The organism is Planococcus sp. CPCC 101016 (assembly GCF_007859295.1).
Classification (GTDB): Bacteria; Bacillota; Bacilli; order Bacillales_A; family Planococcaceae; genus Planococcus.
This window is the reverse complement of the sequence record NZ_VOHB01000006.1, coordinates 129,934-155,168: the sequence shown is the minus strand read 5'-3', so window position 1 is coordinate 155,168 and position 25,235 is coordinate 129,934. Positions and strand designations below refer to the sequence as shown.

Below are 25,235 nucleotides of genomic sequence, written 5' to 3'. Positions count from 1 at the left end.
AAGTGACTATTATATGGACCTTGGTTTTTATGGCAGTGGTCGGTGCGATCATAGGTGGCGTAACCAATCATTTGGCAATTAAAATGCTGTTTTGGCCTTACGAGGCAAAGTATATCGGAAAGTGGCGAGTTCCGCTGACGCCGGGGCTTATTCCAAAACGACGCGATGAATTATCCCGTCAATTGGGACGGACTGTTGTTGAGCATCTATTGACTCCGGAAACATTCAAAAAGCGTTTTTTCAATGAGGAAATGCACGTGAAAGTGGAGAAATGGATCAATCGGCAGCTGAACAAGCATGTATTCGATTCACCGAAAACCTTCAATGATTGGCTGCTTGCTGCCCGGCAGACAGACGTGGATCTAAAAATCGAAGCGAAGCTGGATGAATTGGTGGATCTTCAAAAAGATTCACTGCAGGCATATATCGCAGGAAAAACAATCCGTGAACTGATGCCGGACAATTGGAAAGCGGAAACAGAAACAAAGTTGTTCGAAGGCGTACAATATGCAATTGATCAAGGCTCGGATTATTTTGAATCGCCGCATGGCAGACAGACCATCAAGTCGCTGCTGGATGAATTTTTGGAATCTCGCGGGCGTTTCGGCCATATGCTGCATTCGATTTTGGGTGAGTCTAAACCTTTGGTTGACCGCATTCAGCCTGAAATCATCAAGTTTCTTAATTCCCCTAGAACCTTTGAACTGTTGGGAACTTTGGCATTCAGCGAATGGGAAAAGGTGCAGGACAGAAGAGTCGACGAACTGCTGAAGGAATTCGACTTTGATACAGCATTGTCAGCAGTCAAACAATATGTTCGTGAAAAAGCGCGGATATCCACACGTTTGAACGCAACACTTGCAGAGACTTGGCCTGGAGGGTTAGAATGGACAAGTGTCAATATTACTCCGCTTGTGACAGACTTTGTCTTCGAGCAAGGCGAGTATAAACTGGAAGAAACCATATTGAAAATTGATATGGAAGGTATGGTGAAAGAGCAAGTCGATTCTCTGCCGCTCAGCCGCCTGGAAGAATTGGTGCTAGGGATATCACGGAGAGAATTCAAGATGATTACCGTATTGGGCGCTTTTCTGGGAGGATTCATTGGAATCTTCCAAGGGATTTTCGTTATGATACTAAACTGACAACAGAAGGAGAATGATGAAAATGGCAGTAAACATTTACGACGACATCAACAAATTAGAAAGCACGTTCCGTGAAACAGACGAGTTCAAAAAATTAGAAGAGGCAGTTGCACAAGTCACTTCTGACAATGAAGCAAACGAATTGTTCAAGACTTTCCGTGATTTGCAGATTTCTCTTCAACAGAAACAGACACAAGGCGAAGAAATCACAGAAGAAGAAATGATGAACGCGCAGAGCACTGCACAAGCGGCTCAACAAAACGAAAAAATCCTAGCTATGCTTGAAGCCGAAATGGGATTAAGCCAAATGATCGAAGAAGTGAACCGTGTCTTGATTAAGCCGGTACAATCTTTATACGAAAGCATGTAATTTCGCAGAAATAAAGGATTATTAAAGAGAGACACCGAATACGTAAAGGTGAATGACAATTCATTTTTACGAAGGGGTGTCTTTTTTTATGTATGAGACGATTGAATTGACGAAACAAGGACGAATTGGCCATCTGGTGCTGAATCGCCCAAAATCGATGAATGCCATGAACGGTACGATGATGAAAGAGTTGGCAGACTGCTTCGAATCACTTGTGCAGGACAGCACCATACAGGTACTGATCATCCGAGGCGAAGGAAGGGCATTTTCGGCAGGTGGCGACATCAAAGAAATGATGGATCCAGAAAATCCAATGGATATCGAATTGGTCATGAAGGATGTCAGCCGATTAGCGAAAGCACTCTACACCTTGCCGCAGATAACGATAGCGGTCATTCACGGAGCATCGGCAGGACTGGGCTTCAGTATGGCATTGGCTTGTGACCATGTCATTGCTGAGGAAAACAGCAAATTGGCCATGAATTTTATCGGCATCGGTTTAGTACCAGACGGCGGCGGTCATTTCTTTATGAAAGAGCGTGTAGGTGTGCCAAAAGCCAAGCAGATTATTTGGGCAGGTCAAACCTTAAAAGCGCATGACGCACTGGCGAAAGGGCTGATCGAGGAAGTCACTGCTGAGGGACGCGCACTTGAACAAGCTGAAAGCTACGCAGCTGATGTCATTGCATCTCCAATCAGCGCTAAGTTAGCATCCAAGTATATCCTTCACCAATTAAAAGTGGCTGAACTGGAAAAAGTGTTAGAAATGGAAGCGGCAGCTCAAACGGCCATGCGAAAATCGGCGGATCATCTGGAAGGCATACAGGCATTCGTCGAAAAGCGCAAACCCGAATTTAAAGGAGAATAACAAAGCATGGCGGAAAAAATCCGCCATGCTTTTTACGTTCTTATGAATGGAAAAGAAGGAGCTTGCCGGCGGGCGAAGCGAGGCGGTGCGTTTGCTTAAGCAGCTCTTTCTCTTCAAGAATCACTCTTCCTTTATCGCGTGCTTCATCGTCAGTTTCAGCGGTAAATGTTTCATCTAATATCTGTTTTCCTGTTTGTTCAAATGCTGTGAGTTTATAGGTTCTCAAACGAAATCAATCCTTTCTGAATGGATATTCATTTTAAGTATAAAGGGTTTCTTTTGAAAAGTCCTGCAATTTTTGAAACATTTCGGCAGATGTTTCGTAATAAGTAGAAAGGAAGGGGCGAACGGAAATGGCTTTGTATGTAGAACAGGCAACAAAAAAATTCGGCGATTTTACAGCAGTGGATAATCTTTCACTGTCGATCGAAGAAGGCGGGATGCATGGATTTCTAGGTGCCAATGGAGCAGGTAAGACGACGACTTTCAGGATGATTCTGGGTTTGCTGGACCCGACTCATGGAACAGTCAGGTGGAAAGGAAACCCCATTACATATGCTAACAGTCCGGAAATCGGTTATCTGCCGGAAGAACGCGGTTTATATCCGAAGATGAAAGTGGAAGAGCAGCTGGTTTATTTGGCGCAGCTGCGAAAGATGTCAAAGGCAGATGCCAAGCGCGAAACGGCTGCCTGGCTGGAGCGTTTTGAAGTTCCGCATTACAGACAAAAAAAAGTCGAGGAGTTGTCCAAAGGCAATCAGCAAAAAATTCAATTGATTGCATCGCTTCTGCATAAACCCTCGTTGTTGATATTGGATGAGCCTTTTTCAGGACTCGATCCAGTTAATGTGGAAATGTTGAAAGGAGCCATTTTGGATTTTCAGAAGCAAGGAGCAACGATTGTCTTTTCCAGCCACCGAATGGATCATGTCGAGGAATTATGTGACGATATGAGCATTTTAGATCGCGGAAAAGTAGTAGTTGGAGGCTCAATCCGCGAAGTGAAAAGATCATTTGGCAAACAGAAAGTTCGTTTAAATATGAATGCCGACCTTAGCCAGTTAAGCGCTGTAGCAGGTGTTGATCATTTTACCAAAACGAAAGATGGGGCTTTGTTTCAGGTTGCAGATGAAACTGTTGCACAAGTCCTGTTGGCAAAAGCAATGGATTTAGGAACACTTCGCCATTTTGCAATAGAAGAACCTTCCCTCGAAGAAATTTTCATTGCGAAAGTGGGGAAAAACTATGCATAGTTTCTGGATTATTTTCAAACAGGCATTTATGACCAAAGCGAAAACAAAATCTTTTATCATAACAACCTTGATCGTCGTAGCCGCTTTTTTTCTTTTAGCAAATGTATCAAATATCATCTCGATTTTTGATGGAGAAGAAGCTGAAGAAAATGTGCTGCATGTTCTTGATCAGACAACGGGACTTGTACCAGATCTGCAGGCCCAATTCGATTTGATGGATAGCGGGATTAAAACCGTGCCGACTTATCTGACAGAAGAGGAATTACAGGAAAGCATAGCAGAAGGTACAATTGACGATTACTTGGTGTTAACAAAGAATGGCGAGTTGGGAGCTCGTTATGTTTCGGAATCTGCTAATGAGTTGGGCAGTGGCATTGAAATCGAAAATGCTGTTCAGGCCGTACATACGGCGCTGACTGCTGAATCTCTTGGTTTGGATGACAATGAGGTGGGCCAATTATTTATGCCGGTGGAATTTGACCGGCAAGCGATCTCGGAATCGTCTAAATCTCAGGAAGAGCTGAGTCAGGCAAGGGGTCTTGTATATGTACTGATTATGCTTATTTACGTCGCCGTCATCTATTATCCAAATATGATTGCTATGGAAGTGGCGACAGAAAAATCTTCCCGTGTCATGGAAATTCTTATATCCAGCGTTTCACCGGTTAAGCATATGTTTGCGAAAATTGCTGGTATCGGAAGCCTGGGAATTCTGCAGATGATGATTTTCGGATTGGCTGGTTATTTTGCGATAAAAACGGCTGGAACGGATTTAACCGAAGGCTTCTTTAGCGTGATGGGCTTTTCGGAACTTAAAATCAGCACATTCCTGTTCGCCATCCTCTTTTTCCTGCTAGGCTATTTCCTGTATGCTGTACTTGCGGCATTATTGGGTTCATTGGTCAGCCGAACAGAGGATGTGCAGCAATTAATGCTGCCAATGATGATTTTGATCATTATTGGATCGCTCATCGCATTTTCAGGGATATCGATACCGGAAGCCCGTTACGTGACAATCTCTTCCTTTATCCCATTCTTTGCACCTTTAGTGATGTTCTTGCGTGTAGGCATGCTGGATTTGCCGCTATGGGAGCCGCTAGTGTCCATCGCGATCATGCTGGCGACCATTGGGGTTCTTGGGTGGTTTGGCGCTCGTGTCTACCGTGGCGGTGTATTGATGTACGGCTCCTCACAATCGCTGAAGGATATCCGTAAAGCTATCCGTTTAGGCAATAGCAAATAATGGGAAGAAGCTGTAGCAGAGAGTAATTAAGATATCCCAGTTTCCAACTTCACTTGATAAATCTGTTTGCAGGAAACTTGCTGCAAACAGTTTTTTTTAGGGTGTTTACATGGTAAAATAAGAACAAATATTCGGTTTTTAAAAGGGGTTAATTATGGAGTCTATTCGATTTATCCACACAGCAGATTTGCATTTGGGAAGTCCTTTCATTGGGATGAAAGGCTTGCGTAAAGAGCATTGGAAAAAGCTGAAAGACAGCACTTTGGAAGCTTTTGATCGGCTTATTTATTATGCTCTCGACGCAAAGCCTGATTTTGTCCTGATTGTTGGAGACATCTATGACGGAGAAGACCGCAATATTCGTGCACAAGCTCGTTTTCAACAAGGCATGCAGCAGTTGGCAGAGCAACAGATACCTGTAGTCCTAAGCTACGGCAACCACGATCATCTCAGCGGCAAGTGGACACGTTTTGAGCTTCCAAAAAATGTGTATGTATTTGACCAGTCGGTCTCTCAGCTGGAATTGGAAACGGCAGGCGGACGGGTTGTGATAACCGGTTTCAGCTATGGCAAAAGACATGTTACAGAATCGATGGTCGATCAGTATCCGGCTAAGAGAGATTTCGAAAGTTTTCAAATTGGCATGCTGCACGGTAGTATGGAAGGGGACGCCACTCATGCTGTTTATGCCCCTTTTAAAAAAAAGCAGCTGCTAAGCAAACATTACGATTATTGGGCACTTGGCCATATCCATAAACGCCAGGAATTGCATCGGGATCCATTCATTGTCTATCCCGGAAATATCCAAGGGCGCCACCGGAAAGAATCTGGTGCAAAAGGTTTTTACGAGGTCACCCTGTCAAAATCGGAGACTGCTTTAAAATTCATTCCTACAGCTGCTGTTCAATTTGACCAAGTAGCCGTTTCAGGAAAAGGCATTCTTCATATGAATGAATTGATCGATGCCTGCCGAAAAGAGCTCAGCTTACATGGGGAAGCAGCAGGAGCGGCAATCGTCGATGTGATTTTCACAGAATTGGATGAGGAGAGTTACCAGCTCATCGCTGAAATACCTGAAAGTGAACTGCTTGAGACGCTACAGGAATCATTGGAGCTGCTGGATTCTTTCGTCTGGATTCAGGGAATCCATTATAACCGGCAACACAGTGAAGCTGAGCTTTCGCCGCTTGGAGCTGCCCTAATCCAAACAATTGAAGAATGGAACACCGACGAGTGGAAAACGGTATTAAAAGATCTTTATAGACATCCAAAAAGCAGCCGGTTTTTAGAAGCTTTGGATAATCAAGCCGTCATGAATCTCCAACAGGCAGCAGCCAAGAAAATCCAGCATAGTATGCAGGCAGGAGAGTGACGGGATGAGAATTGAAAAAATGATTATCTATGGTTTTGGAAAACACGAAAACCGGACAATCGATCTGACAGATCAAATGGCCTTGTTTTATGGGCCAAATGAAGCTGGAAAAACAACAATGCAGCAATTTATAGTTCAGGTTCTTTTTGGCTTTCCTTCACGTAAAGGAACGCAATTGCGTTATGAACCAAAAAATGGCGGTAAATATGGTGGAAAGCTTCATATAACTGATGCACATTACGGAAAACTGGTGGTTGAACGAGTAAAAGGAAAATCTGCTGGTGATGTCACCATTTGGTTTGAAGACGGCCGTAAGGGAGCAGAACCCGAATTGAAACAGCTGCTGCGCAATTATGATCGTACCGCCTTTGAAGCTGTTTTTTCATTTTCCATCCATGAATTACAAGGGCTCGAAGGGTTGAGTGAAGCGGAATTGAGCCGTACTTTGCTGGCATCGGGAACCACTGGTGTCGATGCGGTGACGCACCTGGAAAGTCGTCTTGAAAAAGAGATGGCCGTACTGTTCAAGAAGGGCGGTCGCAATCCGGAGATGAATGTGCTGGCAGACGAGCTCCGCGACACTGAAGGACAACTGAAGGAATACCGGCAACGCGCAGAGTTGTACAGTCCATACATAGAGCGGCTGCAAGAAATTGACCGGCGGTTAGTGGCCATTGAAACCGAAGAAGCAGAGACGGACCGTGTGCTGAGAAAAATCGCTAAATGGCAGCAGGCAACCCCTTTGCTGACCGATAAAAAGAATCTGACAGAACAGATTGAGGCGCTGCAGATTACCCAATTCCCATTAGATGGAAAAAGGCAGATGGACCGGCTGGTGGACAAACTGTCAGAGACAAGAGCCGATGGGGAACATTTGGCACGGCAGCAGGAAAGCTTGCTAGTACCCGAAGCGCCCGCATCTGTTGAGGCTTTGGAAAATCTGCTCAGCCGTGAGTCCGATTGGCACCAATTATCTCTGCAGCTGGAGCAAAAACGCAATGAGCAAATCGAATTATTAGAAAATCGCCAAACCACTTTGTCTTTACTCGGACTTGCTGAACAACAGGCAATGGAAGTAGACATCTCATTAAATAATGAAGAGAAGTTGGTTGCCAAGCTGAAGGATTTGGATGTAGAAGAAGAGGACAAACGTTTCCGCCAGCGCAATTTAGAGAATGAAAAAAACAAATTAAAGCAAACAGAAAATGAGTTAACATCTTTTTTGTCAGGTGAACCTTCAGGGAAAGAGCGGCTAGCAGCTGAGCAATGGCCAACATTATCGGCTAAATTAGCAGAAGCCAAAGCCGCATCAAAAATTCAAACATCCGGAAACGAAAATGGCAGGATCATCAATTATATGCTGATTGCGCTAGGCTTAGCTTTAGCAGCCTTTGGATTTGCGCAATCTGTAATGGTGCTGGTTGTCTTGGGACTAGCGACAATTGGATCAGCGATATGGCTGTTCCTCAAGACGAAAAAGCCTGGGGAATTGCCGCAGGAATATCAAGCGATTCTAAAAGAGCATGCTGGAAAAGAAAGTGAATATGAAGCAATATCGAAAAAAGTTGCAGAATTTGATCGTCATTTAGATGGATTGATGGCACAACGGGATGCCATCAAAAAAAATATTGCTGCGTATTCATCAGAGGCACATCAGTATCCTGCGAAAGACGCCTATCAGCAGCTTCTGCAAGAGATTGGCCTGCAGGCCGGTGTTAGCCGGACGATGGTGCTGGAGCTTTTTGAAAAACTCCGCCACGTGCAGGCCGTCCATTCTCGTTTGCTGCGGATTGATAATGAAATTCGTGTGTTGGAAGGTCGGCAAAAAGACTGGATTGAGAAAGCTGAATCGGCATGCGGCAAAGAATTGGCAACCGGTGAGTTGATGGCTTCTCTTCGCTCCGAACTGGCATACCTCAGACGGAAGCAGGAAGAATGGGTTAAAATAAAAGAGAAGCAAGCCGGTTGGATACAGGAAATGAACCGGTTGACTGCTTATAGGGAGCAGCTTGAAAAAGAACAGCAGGCTTTGCTGGAATATGCGGATGCTCAAGATGTATTTGATTTTTACCGGTTAACGGATGAGTGGGAGCAAAAACAGCAACTTATGAAAGAATTGGCACTTGTCGAGGTTCAATTACAATCCATCGGAAATATTGAGTTGCCGACCGGTTGGGAGCCAGATCAGGCAGAGCAGCAGTTGGATCGATGGCAAGCATCCCTGACAAAATTGAAAAATGAACGAAACGAACTGCTGGCTGAACAGGCCGATAAACAGCAAATGACCCGTTTATTGGTGTCGGATACTTCTTATGAAGAAAAGCTGCAGGAATTTGAAGAGAAAAAAGCCGAGTTTGCAGAGTTGGCCAACGAATGGTCCGTCAATAAAGCGATTGTGGAAGCAATTAATAGGACGATGGATGAGTTGAAAGAAAAGAAATTGCCAGCTGTATTGGACACTGCCCAGCTTTATTTCAGTAAATTAACTGCTGGAGCTTATCAAGGACTAGTCATGAATATCAATGGCTATTTTGAAGCGGAAAGGCAGGATGGCATGTATTTCCGGATTGCTGAACTTAGTCAAGCAACCAAGGAACAAGCGTATCTGGCGTTAAGGCTTTCATTGGCCGTTTCTATGCAGAAGAGCCATCCGTTCCCGATTATTATGGACGACGCTTTTGTCCATTTTGATCGCAGTCGGCTTCAGCAAATGATAAACTTAGTGACAGAGCTGCAAAGAGAGCACCAGTTCATTTATTTTACTTGCCACGAAAGCATGCAGCAGGCCTGGCCTAATGCACAGATCATCAAAGTGGCCAATACTGAAAGGAGCGTTCATTCATGACCAAAGGAATCACACAGCGTGCAGTCGGAGAGACAATCGATGAATTCCTACTGATCAAGCAATCAGTCAAAGGAGTCACTACTACTGGCAATCCATTCATTTCATTAGTATTGCAAGACAAGAGTGGGGATATCGAAGCAAAGTTATGGGATACGAAAGATGAACAGGAAAAAATATTCGCTGCGGAAACCATTGTTCGGGTCGGGGGAGAAATCCATAATTATAGAGGGAAAAACCAATTGCGGATTAAAAGCATTCGGCCAGCCAAGCCTGAGGAAAACCAATCGATTTCAGACTTGATGCCGTCCTCAGAAAAATCCACCGATGAATTGTTGGAAGAAGTGATGAAGTATCTTTTTGAAATGGAAAACCCCCAAATTCAACGGATTACTCGCTTTCTACTGAAAAAGTACCAGCAGCAATTCCTGACCTATCCAGCTGCGACACGCAATCACCATGATTACGTGTCCGGTCTGGCAGATCATGTCGTTTCCATGCTGAAGCTCGGCAAGGCATTGGTCGATATTTATCCGGGATTAAATAAGGATTTGTTGTTTGCTGGAATCATCCTGCATGATATCGGCAAAGTTATTGAACTTTCTGGCCCGATTGCGACAACCTATACTGTGGAAGGTAATCTAATTGGCCATATTTCCATCATGGTGACGGAAGTATCAAAAGCTGCGGAAGAATTGGAAATTGAGGGAGAAGAGGTAATGCTGTTGCAGCATATTATTCTTTCCCATCATGGTAAGGAAGAATGGGGCAGTCCGAAAAAGCCGATGATTAAAGAGGCTGAAATTTTGCATTACATTGATAATATTGATGCTAAAATGATGATGCTGGATCGTGTCTTAGGAAAAACCAAGGAAGGCGAGTTTTCAGAACGCGTCTTTGCATTGGATAATCGCTCGTTTTACAAACCAAAAATTTAACGAAAAACCCCCGATTCCTGGAAAGGAATCGGGGGTTTTGGCATTCATTATTGTGCAGGAGCTTCAGGAGCAGGTTGTGGATTCATGATATCTTCTAAAGCACCTTCAAGGTCTTCGTCTTGGATTTCAATATTTGCTTCTTTCATCAAGTCAGCGACTTTCGGAAGCAAAGTGGCTTGATCCGCTTTTGAAAGTGCAATTTCAGAACGAATCTCTTCCTTCTGGTCTTCCAGAGCAGGTTGGTCTTCTACTTCACGTTTTTCAAGAACCTGGATGATGTGGAAGCCGAATTCAGATGCTACAGGTTCGCTGATTTCATCTACTTCGAGTCCGTAAGCGACTTCTTCGAACTCAGGAACCATTGCTCCTGGACCGAACCAATCAAGATTTCCGCCGTTTGCAGCAGAGCCTGTATCTGTCGAGTTTTCTTCAGCTAACGCAGCGAAATCGCCGCCTTCATCCAATTCTTTTTTAATGGAGTTGGCTGTTTCTTCATCAGCCACAAGAATGTGGCGTGCATTCAATTCTGTACCTTGGCGATCATAGTGTGCCTGTATCTCTTCGTCCGTCACTTCAACATCTTCAGTCAATGCTTTTTCCTGCAATAAATTCAAGCGAATGACTTTTTTATAGCTTTCTTCTGTTTGGTTATTTTGGGCAAGGAACTGATCAAAGCTTTCTCCAAGCTCTTCTTTATTGCTTTCGTATTCTGCATTTACTTCTTCGTCCGTCACTTCGTAATTTTCAGTTAGCACTTTTTCAATCATGAGAATCTGTAGTGCTTGTTCACCGATTGATGTTTTCATTTCTTGATAAAGTTCGTCCTTGGTGACATCGCCCACATCAGAAGTTACGATCACTTCTGAGTCACCGCTGTCGCTGCATGCCGTTAAAGCCAGTACAGACGCTGCCAGTGTAATAGTTAAAAAAGATTTTTTCATTGAATTTCGCTCCCAACTTTCTATCTAGATGCAGTAATTACTATACTATAAACGATTTAAAAAGTGCAAAGTTCCTAAAAAAAGACACTTGCCAAGAGGCAAGTGGATTTAAGGTGTAAATTCTACGCCTACATACAACGATACCAATAGTATTGTAATTAATATATTTATGGTACGGAATATTTTTTGATGATTTTCTTCCGGAATTTCCCGAGAAGTGACGAGTGCTAATGTCATCCGGTTGATCTGGAAAAGATAAAACACGGAGAACATAACGATGAATGCGATAATCATGGATTTCCTCCCCTCTAACTTTACTTCCTAGTATAACAAAGACAGGAAGAAAAAGCAGGAATCAGCCAACTACTGGAGGTACAAGAATTTCAAATCCGGTTTCCGTTTCTTCTATTAACGCATACTTGGGTGAACGCGCTAAATTGCGAAGGTAGATGATGTCTGTCAGGCATAAGGCACAATGATAAGCTAGAAGCATAGCGAAATAATGGCTGAAGGCAGGCATCAGGATGCTTAATATGACAATTAATGTATTCAGCACCAAAAAAGGCGTTGCCAGTGATAAAAGAAAACGTAGTTTGGGAACCGGTTCATTTATATGCAACAAAATGGACGGGCAAACCTTCATCTGTTTTCGGACGATCAGCTTCAACGATCTGTGGCAGCCGATCATCGGCAAAAAATGCAGGATTTTATGGATTGGATAAATGGCCAGTACTCCTAATATGAAAAATAGAAAATACTGATCAGATAAAGGAGTGGCATAGGCAATCGCAAGCCCAATGTAAGAGGCCATAAAAACAGCGATTCCGAAAAGCGCCGATATCATGAAAAGCCGGTCAAACCCGTATTGTTTTTTTACATTAATTGTTTTCCAGCAGTGCATGTGTGCATCCCCTATTTAATAAATTCATTTTTGATTCGATACATACAATACAATGATTTATAAGGAAATGCAACCATAATTTAAATTTTGCAAGCTGCTGATTATTGCTGGCTTTCTTGGTGCATAATGACATGATTTTCTTCACTAAATTTGTTCTCGATATTTTTAAAAGAAGCTTCGAAAATTTCCATAAAATCGTCTCCGTAAATATTCCGGATTACAGCCATGATGTCCATGAATTCAGGGAACTTTCCGTAGAGCTCTCGTAAAGGAAGGGAACCATCGATTACGGAATGTGGAGTTTTATGATAATTTTCAATCATTTCTTGCATAAGCTTCTCGCCTTTTTCAGTCAATTGCACGTAAGTATTCCGCTTATCGGTATCACGTTTTGAAAAAGACAATAACTCACGTTCCTCTAATTTTTTTGAAAAATTAAAAGCGGTTGAGACATGCATCACACCGAATTTGGCCACATCTGAGATGGAAGCTCCTTTTAAGTGGTAGGAGATCCAAAGAATATGGTGCTCATTAATATTCAAGTCATAAGGTTTTATCCACATTTGCCAATCTTTTTCTACCGCTTTCCAAAGCGCTTTTGATAATTGACCGATGCGTTGGCTAAACAGCATAGCTTCTTTCATGGTATATTCCTTCTCGTTCACGCAAGCACCAACTTTCCTCCGAAATATTTTCTTTATTATAGCAGTAAAGCAAACGTAATTAAAGTAAGAATAGTAAAATAATTTACAGGAAAAATAAAAGTAACGAATAGATCTGGGAGGGAAGTGCTCATATGCGAAAAGCAAGATTATAAAAGATGGGCCCCAAAGCTGTTATCGATAAAACGCTAGAGCACTCCGGAGAGATTAGGATGCAATAAGCTTTTTCAAAACATCAATCTATCGGCTTTATCATTTGTAGAGTGCTTTGAATCGAAGCCGTGGTACTAAACTGAATCAATAAAAAAAGCTGCCCGAAGGCAGCAGCTGTTTATGCGCTTTGTGTATCATCGTCGACTTTTTCTTTTTTGGGCTTATGATCATTGTCATCGTCATCGTCTTTTTTGTTTTTGCTGATGGTGTTCTGTAATTCTTCAATGGAATTTTGAATCGCCATAATCTCGAGCTGAAGATGTTCTTTAGCGGGAGCAGTGCTCTCCGTCCAGGTTTCAAGTGAAGCCTTCAATCCATCAACTGCTTCAGGCAGCTGTGATTTCGCTTCCTCTGTCAGATGATTAACAGATTCCTTTAAATTGTTTACTTTTTCTTTTAGTTCATTTAAATATTCTTTCCATTCAGCTGAAGTCGATTTCATGTTTGTACGAAATTCTTCTCCTGATTGTGGAGCAGAGAATAGAGCGGCCGCAGCTCCTGCTGTCAACCCTGTAGCAAGTCCTAAGAAAAACCTCGATGCTTTCATAAACAAAACGCCCCTTTCTTCCTATAAGCTTCTTTTCCTCTATTTTACCTAATTAAAACATAAAGATGAATGACTATTCAATTAAAAAAAAGCTTTTCGCCAAAATTAAGACGAAAAGCTTACGTTTTATGCGGTTTGTGAAACCGCGGTTTCGAACTTTGAACGCTTTACCAATTTAATAACAATCGGATAAATAAAAGCGAAAGCGACTCCATTCATCACTACTGCAGGCAAAACCACCGTGACAATCAACAGGCCGAAAGGAATGTTGGCGCCAATGATAAAGATTGCTACAGTAAGGAAAATCGCGCCCGACAATAAAGTACCGACTGCACAAAGGGCGATGGTAACAGGCAATTTGGAAACGAATTTTTTCAAAATCATAACCAGCGCCAGGAAAACAAAAGCTGTAATGAATTTATCGATGACATTTGGGAAAAATCCGCCTGGGAACGTAGAAAACAGACCCGATAAGACACCCGTCGTGACCGCCAATAAAAACACATTTTTTACATTTGGGTACAACAGAATACCGACAAACATCATGGTTAACATGAAATCCGGTTTCATCCCACCGTTAATGCCTGGAATCACCACATAAAGTGTAGCTCCGACGCTGACCAGCAACGCCATTAAAACCAAATTCTTCGTATTCATTTCTCATCTCTCCTCAGCTCTATGCTATTTACTTTTTCCCGGTCGTGTCCTCATGACCGCCGGCGAAAAACTTATTCTGATTCTATCTTGTCTGTTATAGAAAATCAAGCATCAGCGGTTAACTTGTCTCTGACGCTTTCTGCAAGTTCCTGAATCCGTTCGGAAGTAAATTCTTTTTCTTTAGTCATCCATTTAGCGCCAAACCCGTCATTTTCACCGTAGCGAGGTATAAAGTGCATATGGAAATGAAAGACGCTTTGACCGGCTTTGGCGCCGTTGTTGTTCAGCAAGTTCATGCCTTCAGGCTGGAACGTATCATTGATCGCTTTCGCGATTTTGGGTGCCACGGAAAACAGATTGGCCGCTTCTTCAGGTGCTAAGTCATAAACAAATTCACGGTGTGTTTTAGGGATAAGTAAAGTATGGCCTTTTGACAAGGGCATAATATCCATAAAAGCAAATACGAATTCATCTTCATAAATTTTCACGCTCGGGATCTCGCCTGCAACGATTTTGCAGAAAATACAATTTGTCATTGGTATCATCCTTTCCATTTTTCCCATTTTACCATATTTGCCATATCCGAAAAGAATTCGACAGTTAGTTTTGATACAATAGTTTAATAGAAAGAAAGAGGTGTTGTGCATGGCTATTTTGGAAGTTGAGGAATTGACGGGTGGATATACACGCAAACCCGTTCTACAGGAAGTGTCGTTCTCGATAGGCAAAGGGGAGCTTGTCGGTCTGATCGGCTTGAATGGTGCAGGAAAAAGTACCACCATTAAACACATTATCGGATTGATGCAGCCGAAATCGGGACAGATCCGTTTGAATGGCAAGACCTTTGAAGAGGATATGGACACTTACCGTTCGGCTTTTTCCTACATTCCGGAAACACCGGTCTTATATGAAGAGCTGACGTTGAGAGAACATCTTGAATTGACTGCGATGGCCTATAATTTGGATCCAAAGCTATTTGAAAAACGTTCTGCTGAACTGTTGAAAGAGTTCCGGATGGAGAAACGCCTAAAGTGGTTCCCGTCACATTTCTCAAAAGGGATGCGCCAAAAAGTGATGATCATGAGTGCGTTCCTAGTGAATCCCACTCTTTATATTATCGATGAGCCGTTTGTTGGTTTGGATCCTTTGGGTATAAAATCCTTGTTGGATCAAATGGAAAAGCAAAAGAAAAAAGGTGCATCGGTATTGATGTCCACGCATATTCTGTCTACAGCTGAGCGCTATTGCGACCGAATTATTCTGCTTCATAACGGACGTGTGCGTGCAAGCGGAACAATGGCTGATTTGAGGAAGGCGTTCAATATGCCTGATGCTTCACTGGACGATTTGTATATTGCGATGACCGAGGATGAGCAAAATGAAGAATTTGCATGATGTCTGGTCGAGAAGATTACACAAGTACACAATCGAAGTCCAAAACTACTTAAAATACATTTTCACTGGTCATATCGCGGTTGTATTGCTATTCGTACTTGGTGCTGCAGGATTTGCTTACAGTGAATGGATCCAGGATATCCCGCCTGAATTTCCGGCAGCTTTGCTGTTGGCAGGGCTGTTCGGCTTACTTCTGGCCATCAGTCCGCCATCGACTTTGTTGAAAGAAGCGGATTCCGTGTATTTTTTGCCTTTAGAAAGCCAATTAGATGAATTTTTAAAACCGGCATTGAAATGGTCGTTTCTTTCCCAACTGTATTTGCCGCTCGTAGTCTTTATTGTTTCGCTGCCGATGGTTAACGCAATCTATGGACTGCCGTCGTCCTATTTGATCGGTTTTCCAATTTTGCTGCTGCTGATCAAATGGTGGAATATCCAGACGGAATTCGCTTTTCGAAAGCAAGGAGCAGGAGAGAAAGTTTGGGTAGATCGACTAGTGCGTTTTCTATTGATTGCATTATTCGTTTACTTTTATGTGGAAGAACAGTTGATCATCGCTGTTCTTGTGCTATTCATTATCATCTTTTACGGAAAATGGATTGCACGTAAAGCGACTGGTAAGCCTTTCGCTTATGATCACTTCATTTCACTTGAAGAAAATCGGATGCTGCGCTTTTACCAATTTGCCAATTATTTTACTGATGTTCCTCATCTGAAGGGAAAAATAAAAGCCAGGTCCTGGTTGAATTGGATTTACCGGTTTATTAAACCAGGTCCAAGAAACGCTCATTTGTATCTTATTCTAAGAACATTTATCCGCTCAGACGAATTGTTCTACCTATGGGTACGATTGACTGCCATCATCATGGTGGGGACGTGGTTTATCCCGTTCCAAATCGGTGTTGCATTGTTTGCGGGGGCATTGGCATTCGCGACAGTAATTCAAATCTGGCAGGGACTGACACATGCACAGCATTTTCGGATGGACAATTTGTTTCCGTTGACTAAGTTCAGCAGACAATTGGCAGTCCGTAAACTCATTATGGCGATGCAGCTGCTGCAAAGTGTGGCAGCTGCGGTTGTCTTACTGTTCTTAGGAGAGCCCGTTACGGCATTGCTGACTTTTGTCGTCATTCTAGCTGTCTCTTTAATCACTGCGATCGTACTAAAAAGCAAAAAGAACTAAAACAAGCCCGGCATCCATCTGAAGAAGAGATGCCGGGCTTGTTTTTTTATTTATGAAAATTGACAGCAGCCGAGCCGAGTGTTTTAGCAGCGACCAGCATGGCTTCTTCTTTAAAGTTGAACTTTGGATGATGGTGAGGATAGACATCTCCTTCAGGCATCGCTCCTGTAAAGAAGAAGGCTCCTGGAATTTCTTCCAGGTAATAAGCAAAATCCTCTCCCCCCATTTGGGGTGGGCAATCATAGACTTCTTCCACACCTGGAACCGTTTCTGCAATATCTTTAATGTACAGGGTTTCTGTTTCGTGATTGATTACAGGCGGATAGCCGCGTTTATAATTAAATTCGTAGCGGCTGTTGTTAGCCATACTAGTTCCTTCAATTACACGCTTCATCTCTGACTCCATCAAATTGCGTACATCTTCCTTGAACGAACGAACTGTTCCGGACAGCACAGCTTGGTCGGCAATAATATTAAATGGATTCTGTGCTACGAATGAACCGACAGAGAGAACTGCAGATTCCAACGGATCAACGCGTCTTGACACTAAAGGCTGTAGATTTGAGACGATCTGCGAACCGATTACAACGGCGTCGATTGTTTCATGAGGACTGGCGCCATGGCCGCCCCGTCCCTGGACTTTAAGTTCAAAGCTATCTGCAGCAGCCATAATCGGACCAACACGCGTATCAATTCTGCCAAACGGTGTAGTCGACCATAGGTGAGTGCCGAATATAGCATCGACCCCCTCCAGCACACCTGCTTCAATCATCGATTTCGCGCCGCCGGGAACAAGCTCTTCTGCATGCTGATGGATCAATACATAAGTTCCAGTCAACTCTTCACGCAGCGCATGCAAGGCTTTTCCAAGTACCAGCAAGGTGGCTGTATGACCGTCGTGTCCGCAAGCGTGCATGACTCCGTTGACAGTTGATTTGTAAGGTACGTCTTCTTTTTGGTCCTGTATCGGCAACGCATCAAAGTCAGCGCGTAATGCAACGGTCTTTCCAGGTTTGGCGCCTTGAATTGTAGCGACTACACCATTTCCACCAACACTATGCTCTACATCAACACCTAATTGTTCATAATAATGGCGTATGTAGCGGGCTGTTTTGATTTCATGAAAGGAGGGCTCCGGATTCATATGTAAGTAACGACGAATCTCCACCATCTCTGGGAATGCAGCATCCAACTCAGCGTATAATTTTTCGATCATTTTCAAAACCCCTTTCTTTCTAATAAGCATAGCATAATTATCAGTCTTTTTAAAAAGCAGCGGATCATTTAGCCGCTGCATCAAGTTCGAGGCAAAAAAAGCGTAGCCAATCCGGATTTAGGGAGTTTGGCCACGCCTTCTTGTGTTTTCTTAGTAAGTGAAATTCATATAAGATGCTGCAAAGTATACGATTAAAATAATCAACGATGGCAATGCGTAAGAAAATACGGAAGCACTTTTTTTCCGGTATAGAGAATACAAGGCCAGCAATGACATGATCAGAACACCTACAGCGATAATCATATTCGCTCCAGAAACGTCCAACATGATAGGGCCAGCAGTATAAACAGGGTCTGACAAAGCCAAGATGATCATATTGAAGATATTGCTTCCTAGAATTGCTCCTACCGCCATATTGACGTTGCTCAAACGCAACGCGACAAAGACAGAAATGGCTTCCGGAAGGGAAGTGGCTGCTGCAATCAGGAAACTGCCAATAAAGCTGGAACCAATGCCGGTTATTATGGCAATTTGATCCCCTGTAATAGACAATGCGGTACCCGCTGCCAGAATAACCAAAGCCGCAACGATGAAACGGACAATCGCAGCTTTCGGCGATAATGAAGCACTCGGATTTTCAGGCTCTTCTTCCGACTCTACGATTGCTTCTGCTTCTGGATCCAGTGTTGGCAATTTGTTGATGACGATCATACCTACGATATATGTAACCGCAATGACGAGCGCATCAAGACCGACGCCTAGGATTTGTGTGTCCAGACGAAGCCAAAGTGACAAAATCACCAAGACAGTCAATAAAATACCAAGAAGAGAAGTATAAATATTGTCGCGGGAAGCCCGGTTCAAAATCCGTCGTCTTCTAAGTAAAAAATCGAACCCTGCAAGGATAAACAAATTAAAAAGGTTTGAACCGATCATGTTTCCTACAGCGATGTCGGCATTACCGATAGCTGCTGCCGAGAAACTGGTAGAGACTTCCGGTAGGGAAGTGGCTCCTGCTAGCAACAGTGTACCAACCATCATCCCGCCCATTGCTGTTTTTGAACTGATGACATCAGCGTATTGGGAAAGCTTGATGGATGCGAATACAGTGAGTGCAGCTGCTAATATGAAAATAACGAAAACCAAGAAATTTCCTCCTCTTCAAGTGTGCTCAGACCATGTATACATGATTTGGAGCTATTATTCTTCTTCAGGTTTTGCTCGATAGGTACTGATATAAGAGACTCCCGAAAAAATATTCGGACGCTGCGCACCGGCAGGGCTTTCGGGTTTTGCAGAATGGGCTTGTGCAAATGCCTGCGATTCTTTCCATTTTTCATAGAAAGCAGGAGACTCCCATTCGGTAAGGATAACATACGTATCCGAATCGAGCGGTCGCAGGACGCGGAATGCAATATATCCTGGTTCGTTCTCAATGGCACCTGCACGGTTTTTAAAGCGGTGTTCGAAAACAGGGCGGCCTTCGTCTGAAACGGGTACATTGTTGAAGACAAAAAAGCCTTTTTCCTTGAGTTCGCCTGTACCATCTACCACTTCATAACGTCGCGGTGTTTGAAAAATTGTTTTCCCTTCTGATTCGTGAATCATCAAAGTGGTATTTTCCCCTTGCATAAGAACCATTGTTTCCTCTGGGTGCTTGTCACGCATTTTTTTCATGTAATCATAAGTTCCAGTTGTCATATAGAAATTCACTAATAACCCCTCCTAATTAATAAAGAATGCTTCTATATATCCTTCCCTCTAGAAATCTACATGAAACAGGTATTGTCAATCAAGTGAAAGGATAAGCGTCTAATTTATGACAATTACGCTGGGAATCTATACAATAAAGGGCGGAGCGTCTATAGTATAGACGGATATAGGAAGATAAACAGCAGAGCAGAAGACCGAAGGGATGAAAAATTCATGATATTTAACGACACATATCTTCGCGCAGCGCGAGGAGAAAAAACGGACCATGTACCGGTATGGTACATGAGGCAAGCTGGACGTTCGCAGCCGGAATACCGTAAAATTAAAGAAAAATATTCTTTGGAAGAAATCACGCATCAGCCGGAACTATGCGCATACGTGACCAAGCTTCCTGTAGATCAGTACAACAACGACGCAGCGATTCTCTATAAAGACATCGTTACGCCGTTGCCTGCAATCGGAGTTGACGTAAAGATCAAGTCAGGAATCGGTCCTGTCATCGCTAACCCGATCCGCAGCATGGCAGACATCGAACGTCTGGGTGAAATCAATCCTGAACAGGACGTTGATTATGTACTTGATACGATTCGCTTGTTGACGCAAGAGCAATTGAATGTGCCATTGATTGGATTTTCCGGTGCACCGTTCACTTTAGCCAGTTACATGATTGAAGGCGGCCCTTCGAAAAGCTATAACAAAACCAAAGCAATGATGGTATCAGAACCGGTGATGTGGTTTGCCTTGATGGACAAGCTGGCAGACACCATCATCCCATACGTAAAAGCACAAATCAAAGCAGGCGCAAAAGCTATCCAAATTTTTGATTCATGGGTTGGTGCCTTGAATGTGGAAGATTACCGTATCTTCATCAAACCGGTGATGGATCGCATTTTCGCTGAACTCCGTACAGAAGGTGTACCTTTGACGATTTTTGGTGTCGGGGCAAGCCATTTGGCAAAAGAATGGCATGAACTCCCTGTAGACGTAGTAGGACTAGATTGGCGCCTGCCGATTTCTGAAGCACGTTCAATGGGATTGACGAAGTCCCTTCAAGGCAATTTCGATCCGTCTTATTTATTGGCAGACTGGCCGGTAATTGAAGAACGGGCGAGAAAAATTTTGGATATGGGCATGCAAAGCGATGGCTATATTTTTAATCTGGGCCACGGAGTCTTCCCTGAAGTCAATCCGGATACATTAAAACGGTTGACTTCATTTGTACACGAGTACAGCACTGCTCATAAAAGCAAATTAAAATAACAAGAAAATTTATTTTGAGGTGATTATGTTGAAGAAGACAATGGGATTATTGGTAATGGCATATGGAACGCCATACTCAGAAGACGATATTGAACGTTATTACACACATATACGCCGCGGCCGCAAGCCAAGCGAAGAAAGCTTGGAAGACCTGCGCAGCCGTTACAAAGCAATCGGTGGACTTTCGCCACTGGCAAAAATCACAAAAGATCAAGCCAATGGTCTATGTGAGCGTTTGAATGAAGTTCAGGATGAAATTGAATTTAAAATGTATCTCGGCTTGAAACATATCGAGCCCTTCGTCGAAGATGGCGTTGAAGAAATGAGAAAAGACGGAATTACGGAAGCAATTTCAATTGTTCTTGCGCCGCATTTCTCTACTTTCTCTGTGAAGTCATATAATGGACGTGCAGCAGAAGCTGCTGAAAAAGCAGGCATCTCATTAACATCGGTTGAAAGTTGGTACACGGAGCCGAAATTCATCCAATATTGGAGCGAAAAAGTAAGTGCTTCATTCGCTGAAATGTCAGAAGAAGAACGGGCAAAATCTTGCCTGATTGTTTCTGCCCATTCATTGCCTGAGAAAATCATTGCAAACGGCGATCCTTACCCGGATCAATTGAAAGAAACAGCTGAAATAATCCAACAGGCTACTGGTGTTGAAAATGTGGAAATTGGCTGGCAGAGTGCTGGACAAACAGGAGAACCTTGGATTGGACCAGATGTTCAAGATTTGACGCGTGATTTATATGAACAAAAAGGCTACACATCATTCGTATACACGCCAGTTGGCTTTGTTGCGGATCATTTGGAAGTTCTTTTCGATAATGATTACGAATGTAAAGTGGTATGCGACGAAATTGGTGCAGATTACCGCCGTCCAGAAATGCCGAACGTGCAGCCGTTGTTCATCGATGGCTTAGCTGATGTGGTATTGAGAAAGTTGAAAGAAAAATAAACCAGTCGAAAGTGAGGATTAAACGTGGCCGTACAGACGCATAAAGTGGTTGTCGTGGGTGGTGGCATTACAGGGCTGTCAGCGGCATACTATTTACAAAAACAAGCAGTTGAGCAAGGTTTGGACATTGAAATCACATTGATTGAAGTAGCCCATCGTCTTGGCGGGAAAATCCAGACTTTGCAAAAAGATGGTTTTGTAATTGAGCGTGGTCCGGATTCGTTTGTCTCACGAAAAAACAGCGTTCAGCAGCTGGCTGTAGACTTAGGAATTGAAAGCCAATTGGTTAAAAGTGCTCCCGGCAAGACCCATGTGGCAGTCGAAAATCAATTGTATCCGATGCCGGCTGGATCGGTTATGGGGGTGCCGACAAATTTTGGTTCCTTCCTCACTTCAGGCATCAGCTCCTGGTTCGGGAAATTTCGGGCAATGGGGGATTTCGTTTTACCCATATCGACTACTGCTGAAGATCAGCCGCTTGGCAAGTTTCTAAAGCGCAGGTTTGGCAATGAGTTGGTTGAGAATTTAATTGAACCTCTGTTCTCTGGTGTTTTTGCCGGAGATATTGACCGTTTAAGCTTAAAAGCAACGTTTCCTGAACTGTTGGAAACTGAACAGCAGTACCGCAGTTTGATACGCGGCTTAAAGAAAAACCAAGTCTCGGAATACCGTGCATTTGATACTGAAACAGAAGGCATGTTTCAAACATTTACGGGTGGACTTGAAACATTGGTACATACATTGGAAAAAGAGCTTGCGAATTGTACCATCCTTAAAGGCGTTAAGGTTGAAAAATTGGTGCAGCAGCAAACCCAGGTTAACCTGCAATTGAACAATAATGCCTCCATAACGGCGGACGGTGTGATTTTCGCATTGCCGCATTCCAAACTGATGCCGATATTTGAATCTTTAGGATTGTTGAAAGGCATGAAAGACATGCCTTCCACATCCATTGCGACGGTATCAATCGCTTTTTCGGAAGATGCTGTAACTCCAGCTAGGGACTGTATGGGATTTGTAGCAGCCCGCAACAGTGATTTAACCATCACAGCATGTTCAGCAGCTCATTTGAAATGGCCAAGTTTAATGCCTCCTGGAAAAATTCTCTATCGGTCTTTTATTGGCCGAGTTGGGGATGAAGCGGTCGTAGAATTATCTGATGGCGAAATCGTTAAAGCTGTTTTAGAGGATCTGCAAAAGTTACTGGGCGTAGAGGGAAAACCAGAATTTACCGTAGTTTCCCGTATGAAAGAAGCGATGCCTCAATATCTAGTAGGACACGATGGACGGGTGGCTGAGGCTAAAAAAGAACTTCATGAAGCACTGCCGATGGTGCAAATAGCGGGAGGGTCTTTTGAAGGATTTGGATTGCCCGCTTGTGTCGATCAGGGGAAGGCGGCTGCCAATCAATTGATCGAACGATTTACTGCTGAGTTACTCAGCGTGGAGGGAAATGAACAATGAAGAAATTTGTGTGGCTGGGATTGCCATTTTTATTGCTTGGAGCGTGTGGATCAGAACAATCCGCTTCTCCTGGAGCAGGAGAACCGATTCAAGAAGTGATGGTGGAGTTCAACACCGAGCAGCAAGCTGACCCGGCTGAAGAAATTTTGTTGTCAGTTACTTTAACTCAAGGAGACGAAGCGGTGGAAGATGCGGATGAAGTCGTCTATGAAGTATGGGAATCAGGAGACCGTGATAATAGTGAAATGATTCCAGCTGAACATACAGAAGATGGGGTTTATGAAGCAGAAACAAGCTTTGAAGAAGAGGGATTGTATTATATGCAGGCGCATACTACTGCCCGAAGCCTTCATGTTATGCCGAAACAGGAAATCACGGTCGGCAACCCAGATCCAGAATCCATTGTTCCGGATGACAGCGACGATTCACAGGGCATGGACAAGATGGAAGACCATTCTGGCCATTGATACAGAGCAACGGAGGCACCGCTTAGGCGGTGCCTCCGTTGCTTAAATAATAGTAGATAAGATTTACAAACAAGTTGTGAAAGATGTGCGCGCTTTTACAAGTGTTATAGTACAGGGCAATGAAGAAGTAAGGACGACTAATTCTATCTGTGATCTAGTTTTCTAGTTGAAAAATTGGTGTTTCTAGATTTTTTAATTCGTTATTTAGCTAGGGTACCTTGATAAAGCACTAAAAAACGAAGCAGCGCTGGAAAAGGCTGCTTCGTTTTTTTATAAGTATGTTTTAGTTGATCTTATAAGTTATCGCATGATTCGCATTTAGTACCATAACATTCATGCTGCTCTTCCATTTTTTCTCCACAAGACGCGCACTGTTTCGGGGGCAAGTTCTTGAAAAATTCAACTACGTTTTCAATCATAACTTCCATCTCCTTTGTTATAGTACTGTTGGTGTTTAAAACAGTGTATTATAACAGTTTCGATTAGTCAACCCTAAACCGTGAATTTATTTGAAAAATCCGTTAAACTGAAAGCAGGAACGCAGCCAAAAGGAGAGAGATTATGTATTTCGTAGATAATAAAGACATTACAGACCCACGCATCAACTTGGCCATTGAAGAATATCTGTTGAAAACGATGGATGTTGAGAAGGATCCATTTCTTCTGTTCTATATTAACGAACCTTCAATCATCATTGGCAAAAACCAAAACACTTCTGAAGAAATCAATACAGATTATGTAGATTCCAACGGCATTCATGTAGTACGCCGTTTATCCGGAGGCGGAGCGGTTTATCATGATCTTGGAAATTTGAATTACAGCTTTATCACAGTGGATGACGGCAATAGCTTCCGCAATTTCCGTAAGTTTACTGAACCTGTAGTAAAAGCGCTTCAGAGCCTGGGTGTAAATGCAGAACTCTCAGGGCGCAATGATCTGATGGCGGAAGGCCGGAAAATATCGGGCAACGCGCAATTTGCAACAAGAGGACGCATGTTCAGCCATGGCACCTTGTTGTTTGATACAGAAATGGATGAAGTAGTATCGGCACTGAAGGTCAGCAAAGAGAAAATAGAGTCGAAAGGCATCAAGTCTATTCGCAGCCGTGTAGCCAATATTTCTGAATTCTTAAAAGAGCCGATGACTGTTACAGAATTCCGAAATGCAATCTTGCATTCCATTTTCGAAGGTGAAGAAAATGTCCGCTATTATGAACTGACAGATGAAGATTGGAAAAACATTCACGAGTTGTCGAAAGAACGCTACGGCAATTGGGATTGGAATTATGGCAAGTCGCCTAAGTTCAACATTAAGCATTCTCATCGTTTCCCTGTTGGCGGCATAGATGTTCGTTTACAGGTTGAAAAAGGCATTGTACAAGATGCCCATATTTATGGAGACTTTTTCGGTGTCGGTGATGTGTCCGAAGTCGAACAGGCGATTATCGGTTCGAAATACGAGCGTGCTTCTTTAGATGAGGCAATTGCAGGCATCGATGTTCCGAAACTTCTTGGCGGCATTACGACGGAAGAGTTTTTAAAATTAATTTATTAAGAATTCTCTAGAGCCTGCATTTATGCAGGCTCTTTTGTTAAAATGGAAAGAAAAAGGAAAGGGGGAATCA

27 protein-coding genes are annotated in these 25,235 nt (G+C 43.2%); 15 read left to right on the top strand and 12 right to left on the bottom strand.

Annotated elements, in window-relative coordinates; genetic code table 11:
- Positions 1–2 precede the first annotated feature (2 nt).
- From FQV26_RS17185 to FQV26_RS17175, 3 genes are all read left to right on the top strand, one after another.
- Positions 3–1,145, top strand: a complete 1,143-nt coding sequence (locus FQV26_RS17185; RefSeq protein WP_261384392.1) for a DUF445 domain-containing protein — start codon at positions 3–5, stop codon at positions 1,143–1,145.
- Positions 1,146–1,167: 22 nt separating this feature from the next.
- On the top strand, positions 1,168–1,515 hold the full coding sequence (locus FQV26_RS17180; protein WP_146559141.1) for a YlbF family regulator: 348 nt from the start codon (positions 1,168–1,170) through the stop codon (positions 1,513–1,515).
- A gap of 88 nt (positions 1,516–1,603) precedes the next feature.
- The gene (locus tag FQV26_RS17175; RefSeq protein WP_146559139.1) at positions 1,604–2,383 is read left to right on the top strand and encodes an enoyl-CoA hydratase; all 780 of its coding nucleotides are present in this window, start codon (positions 1,604–1,606) and stop codon (positions 2,381–2,383) included.
- Between the two features lie 40 nt (positions 2,384–2,423).
- On the opposite strand, the gene FQV26_RS17170 is transcribed toward FQV26_RS17175, so the two are convergent.
- Entirely contained in the window at positions 2,424–2,609 is a 186-nt protein-coding gene (locus FQV26_RS17170; RefSeq protein WP_146559137.1) for a YhzD family protein, read from the bottom strand.
- 127 nt (positions 2,610–2,736) lie between these two features.
- Here FQV26_RS17170 and FQV26_RS17165 point away from each other — a divergent pair, with 127 nt between their 5' ends.
- The 5 genes from FQV26_RS17165 to yhaM all read left to right on the top strand — a co-directional run bounded on the left by FQV26_RS17165 (position 2,737) and on the right by yhaM (position 10,031).
- A complete protein-coding gene (locus tag FQV26_RS17165; protein ID WP_146559135.1) occupies positions 2,737–3,636 on the top strand; it encodes an ABC transporter ATP-binding protein in 900 nt (299 codons plus the stop codon).
- Complete coding sequence (locus tag FQV26_RS17160; RefSeq protein WP_146559133.1) at positions 3,629–4,879, top strand: ABC transporter permease; 1,251 nt, start codon at positions 3,629–3,631, stop codon at positions 4,877–4,879. Before FQV26_RS17165 ends, FQV26_RS17160 begins: the two co-directional genes overlap by 8 nt.
- A gap of 154 nt (positions 4,880–5,033) precedes the next feature.
- Positions 5,034–6,251, top strand: a complete 1,218-nt coding sequence (locus FQV26_RS17155) for a metallophosphoesterase family protein (protein ID WP_146559131.1) — start codon at positions 5,034–5,036, stop codon at positions 6,249–6,251.
- Positions 6,252–6,255: 4 nt separating this feature from the next.
- Positions 6,256–9,096 (top strand): ATP-binding protein, encoded by a 2,841-nt coding sequence (locus tag FQV26_RS17150; protein ID WP_146559129.1) that lies wholly within the window; start codon positions 6,256–6,258, stop codon positions 9,094–9,096.
- On the top strand, positions 9,093–10,031 hold the full coding sequence (yhaM, locus tag FQV26_RS17145; RefSeq protein WP_146559127.1) for a 3'-5' exoribonuclease YhaM: 939 nt from the start codon (positions 9,093–9,095) through the stop codon (positions 10,029–10,031). Before FQV26_RS17150 ends, yhaM begins: the two co-directional genes overlap by 4 nt.
- Before the next feature lie 47 nt (positions 10,032–10,078).
- Here yhaM and FQV26_RS17140 read toward each other — a convergent pair whose 3' ends face one another.
- The 7 genes from FQV26_RS17140 to FQV26_RS17110 all read right to left on the bottom strand — a co-directional run bounded on the left by FQV26_RS17140 (position 10,079) and on the right by FQV26_RS17110 (position 14,488).
- Positions 10,079–10,972 (bottom strand): peptidylprolyl isomerase, encoded by an 894-nt coding sequence (locus FQV26_RS17140; RefSeq protein WP_146559125.1) that lies wholly within the window; start codon positions 10,970–10,972, stop codon positions 10,079–10,081.
- Positions 10,973–11,080: 108 nt separating this feature from the next.
- A complete protein-coding gene (locus tag FQV26_RS17135) occupies positions 11,081–11,266 on the bottom strand; it encodes a hypothetical protein (protein WP_006828367.1) in 186 nt (61 codons plus the stop codon).
- A 61-nt stretch (positions 11,267–11,327) separates the two neighbouring features.
- Positions 11,328–11,873 carry a DUF3267 domain-containing protein gene (locus tag FQV26_RS17130; RefSeq protein ID WP_146559123.1) on the bottom strand — a complete coding sequence of 182 codons (546 nt, stop codon included), beginning with the start codon at positions 11,871–11,873 and terminating at the stop codon, positions 11,328–11,330.
- Between the two features lie 101 nt (positions 11,874–11,974).
- Positions 11,975–12,538, bottom strand: coding sequence for an HTH-type transcriptional regulator Hpr (locus FQV26_RS17125; protein WP_146559121.1), 564 nt, complete (start codon positions 12,536–12,538; stop codon positions 11,975–11,977).
- A gap of 328 nt (positions 12,539–12,866) precedes the next feature.
- Complete coding sequence (locus FQV26_RS17120) at positions 12,867–13,295, bottom strand: YtxH domain-containing protein (protein ID WP_146559119.1); 429 nt, start codon at positions 13,293–13,295, stop codon at positions 12,867–12,869.
- A 126-nt stretch (positions 13,296–13,421) separates the two neighbouring features.
- Positions 13,422–13,952, bottom strand: coding sequence for a tryptophan transporter (locus FQV26_RS17115; RefSeq protein ID WP_146559117.1), 531 nt, complete (start codon positions 13,950–13,952; stop codon positions 13,422–13,424).
- Between the two features lie 104 nt (positions 13,953–14,056).
- Entirely contained in the window at positions 14,057–14,488 is a 432-nt protein-coding gene (locus FQV26_RS17110) for an HIT family protein (RefSeq protein ID WP_146559115.1), read from the bottom strand.
- 109 nt (positions 14,489–14,597) lie between these two features.
- On the opposite strand from FQV26_RS17110, the gene FQV26_RS17105 reads away from it, so the two are divergent.
- Together FQV26_RS17105 and FQV26_RS17100 are read left to right on the top strand one after the other, a co-directional pair.
- Positions 14,598–15,347 (top strand): ABC transporter ATP-binding protein, encoded by a 750-nt coding sequence (locus FQV26_RS17105; protein WP_146559113.1) that lies wholly within the window; start codon positions 14,598–14,600, stop codon positions 15,345–15,347.
- Entirely contained in the window at positions 15,331–16,533 is a 1,203-nt protein-coding gene (locus FQV26_RS17100) for an ABC transporter permease (protein WP_146559112.1), read from the top strand. Before FQV26_RS17105 ends, FQV26_RS17100 begins: the two co-directional genes overlap by 17 nt.
- A gap of 46 nt (positions 16,534–16,579) precedes the next feature.
- Here the strand turns inward: FQV26_RS17100 and FQV26_RS17095 are convergent, their stop codons facing one another.
- From FQV26_RS17095 to FQV26_RS17085, 3 genes are all read right to left on the bottom strand, one after another.
- Positions 16,580–17,749 carry a M20 metallopeptidase family protein gene (locus FQV26_RS17095; RefSeq protein WP_146559111.1) on the bottom strand — a complete coding sequence of 390 codons (1,170 nt, stop codon included), beginning with the start codon at positions 17,747–17,749 and terminating at the stop codon, positions 16,580–16,582.
- 150 nt (positions 17,750–17,899) lie between these two features.
- The gene (locus tag FQV26_RS17090; protein ID WP_146559110.1) at positions 17,900–18,895 is read right to left on the bottom strand and encodes a sodium:calcium antiporter; all 996 of its coding nucleotides are present in this window, start codon (positions 18,893–18,895) and stop codon (positions 17,900–17,902) included.
- A 54-nt stretch (positions 18,896–18,949) separates the two neighbouring features.
- On the bottom strand, positions 18,950–19,462 hold the full coding sequence (locus FQV26_RS17085) for an antibiotic biosynthesis monooxygenase family protein (protein ID WP_146559109.1): 513 nt from the start codon (positions 19,460–19,462) through the stop codon (positions 18,950–18,952).
- Positions 19,463–19,675: 213 nt separating this feature from the next.
- On the opposite strand from FQV26_RS17085, the gene hemE reads away from it, so the two are divergent.
- Genes hemE through FQV26_RS17065 form a run of 4 tightly spaced genes read left to right on the top strand, consistent with a single transcriptional unit; the run spans position 19,676 to position 23,611 of the window.
- On the top strand, positions 19,676–20,722 hold the full coding sequence (hemE, locus tag FQV26_RS17080) for a uroporphyrinogen decarboxylase (protein WP_146559108.1): 1,047 nt from the start codon (positions 19,676–19,678) through the stop codon (positions 20,720–20,722).
- A 25-nt stretch (positions 20,723–20,747) separates the two neighbouring features.
- Positions 20,748–21,680 carry a ferrochelatase gene (hemH, locus tag FQV26_RS17075; RefSeq protein ID WP_146559107.1) on the top strand — a complete coding sequence of 311 codons (933 nt, stop codon included), beginning with the start codon at positions 20,748–20,750 and terminating at the stop codon, positions 21,678–21,680.
- Between the two features lie 24 nt (positions 21,681–21,704).
- On the top strand, positions 21,705–23,144 hold the full coding sequence (hemY, locus tag FQV26_RS17070) for a protoporphyrinogen oxidase (protein WP_146559106.1): 1,440 nt from the start codon (positions 21,705–21,707) through the stop codon (positions 23,142–23,144).
- Positions 23,141–23,611: a FixH family protein gene (locus tag FQV26_RS17065; RefSeq protein WP_146559105.1), complete on the top strand. Its 471-nt coding sequence runs from the start codon at positions 23,141–23,143 to the stop codon at positions 23,609–23,611. The genes hemY and FQV26_RS17065 overlap by 4 nt, the downstream gene beginning before the upstream one ends.
- A gap of 293 nt (positions 23,612–23,904) precedes the next feature.
- On the opposite strand, the gene yhfH is transcribed toward FQV26_RS17065, so the two are convergent.
- Positions 23,905–24,030, bottom strand: coding sequence for a protein YhfH (yhfH, locus tag FQV26_RS17060; RefSeq protein WP_146559103.1), 126 nt, complete (start codon positions 24,028–24,030; stop codon positions 23,905–23,907).
- Between the two features lie 142 nt (positions 24,031–24,172).
- Here yhfH and lplA point away from each other — a divergent pair, with 142 nt between their 5' ends.
- Positions 24,173–25,165, top strand: coding sequence for a lipoate--protein ligase (gene lplA, locus FQV26_RS17055; RefSeq protein WP_146559101.1), 993 nt, complete (start codon positions 24,173–24,175; stop codon positions 25,163–25,165).
- Positions 25,166–25,235: the final 70 nt, after the last annotated feature.

Bases quoted from the DNA above. Each gene is read 5' to 3' on its own strand.
- FQV26_RS17160 (WP_146559133.1), top strand. From the start codon at position 3,629: ATGCATAGTTTCTGGATTATTTTCAAACAGGCATTTATGACCAAAGCG.
- FQV26_RS17155 (WP_146559131.1), top strand. From the start codon at position 5,034: ATGGAGTCTATTCGATTTATCCACACAGCAGATTTGCATTTGGGAAGT.
- yhaM (WP_146559127.1), top strand. From the start codon at position 9,093: ATGACCAAAGGAATCACACAGCGTGCAGTCGGAGAGACAATCGATGAA.
- FQV26_RS17095 (WP_146559111.1), bottom strand. From the start codon at position 17,749: ATGATCGAAAAATTATACGCTGAGTTGGATGCTGCATTCCCAGAGATG.
- FQV26_RS17130 (WP_146559123.1), bottom strand. From the start codon at position 11,873: ATGCACTGCTGGAAAACAATTAATGTAAAAAAACAATACGGGTTTGAC.
- FQV26_RS17100 (WP_146559112.1), top strand. From the start codon at position 15,331: ATGAAGAATTTGCATGATGTCTGGTCGAGAAGATTACACAAGTACACA.
- FQV26_RS17165 (WP_146559135.1), top strand. From the start codon at position 2,737: ATGGCTTTGTATGTAGAACAGGCAACAAAAAAATTCGGCGATTTTACA.
- FQV26_RS17135 (WP_006828367.1), bottom strand. From the start codon at position 11,266: ATGATTATCGCATTCATCGTTATGTTCTCCGTGTTTTATCTTTTCCAG.
- FQV26_RS17105 (WP_146559113.1), top strand. From the start codon at position 14,598: ATGGCTATTTTGGAAGTTGAGGAATTGACGGGTGGATATACACGCAAA.
- yhfH (WP_146559103.1), bottom strand. From the start codon at position 24,030: ATGATTGAAAACGTAGTTGAATTTTTCAAGAACTTGCCCCCGAAACAG.
- FQV26_RS17150 (WP_146559129.1), top strand. From the start codon at position 6,256: ATGAGAATTGAAAAAATGATTATCTATGGTTTTGGAAAACACGAAAAC.
- FQV26_RS17065 (WP_146559105.1), top strand. From the start codon at position 23,141: ATGAAGAAATTTGTGTGGCTGGGATTGCCATTTTTATTGCTTGGAGCG.
- hemH (WP_146559107.1), top strand. From the start codon at position 20,748: ATGTTGAAGAAGACAATGGGATTATTGGTAATGGCATATGGAACGCCA.
- FQV26_RS17110 (WP_146559115.1), bottom strand. From the start codon at position 14,488: ATGACAAATTGTATTTTCTGCAAAATCGTTGCAGGCGAGATCCCGAGC.
- FQV26_RS17115 (WP_146559117.1), bottom strand. From the start codon at position 13,952: ATGAATACGAAGAATTTGGTTTTAATGGCGTTGCTGGTCAGCGTCGGA.
- FQV26_RS17140 (WP_146559125.1), bottom strand. From the start codon at position 10,972: ATGAAAAAATCTTTTTTAACTATTACACTGGCAGCGTCTGTACTGGCT.
- FQV26_RS17120 (WP_146559119.1), bottom strand. From the start codon at position 13,295: ATGAAAGCATCGAGGTTTTTCTTAGGACTTGCTACAGGGTTGACAGCA.
- FQV26_RS17180 (WP_146559141.1), top strand. From the start codon at position 1,168: ATGGCAGTAAACATTTACGACGACATCAACAAATTAGAAAGCACGTTC.
- lplA (WP_146559101.1), top strand. From the start codon at position 24,173: ATGTATTTCGTAGATAATAAAGACATTACAGACCCACGCATCAACTTG.
- FQV26_RS17175 (WP_146559139.1), top strand. From the start codon at position 1,604: ATGTATGAGACGATTGAATTGACGAAACAAGGACGAATTGGCCATCTG.
- hemE (WP_146559108.1), top strand. From the start codon at position 19,676: ATGATATTTAACGACACATATCTTCGCGCAGCGCGAGGAGAAAAAACG.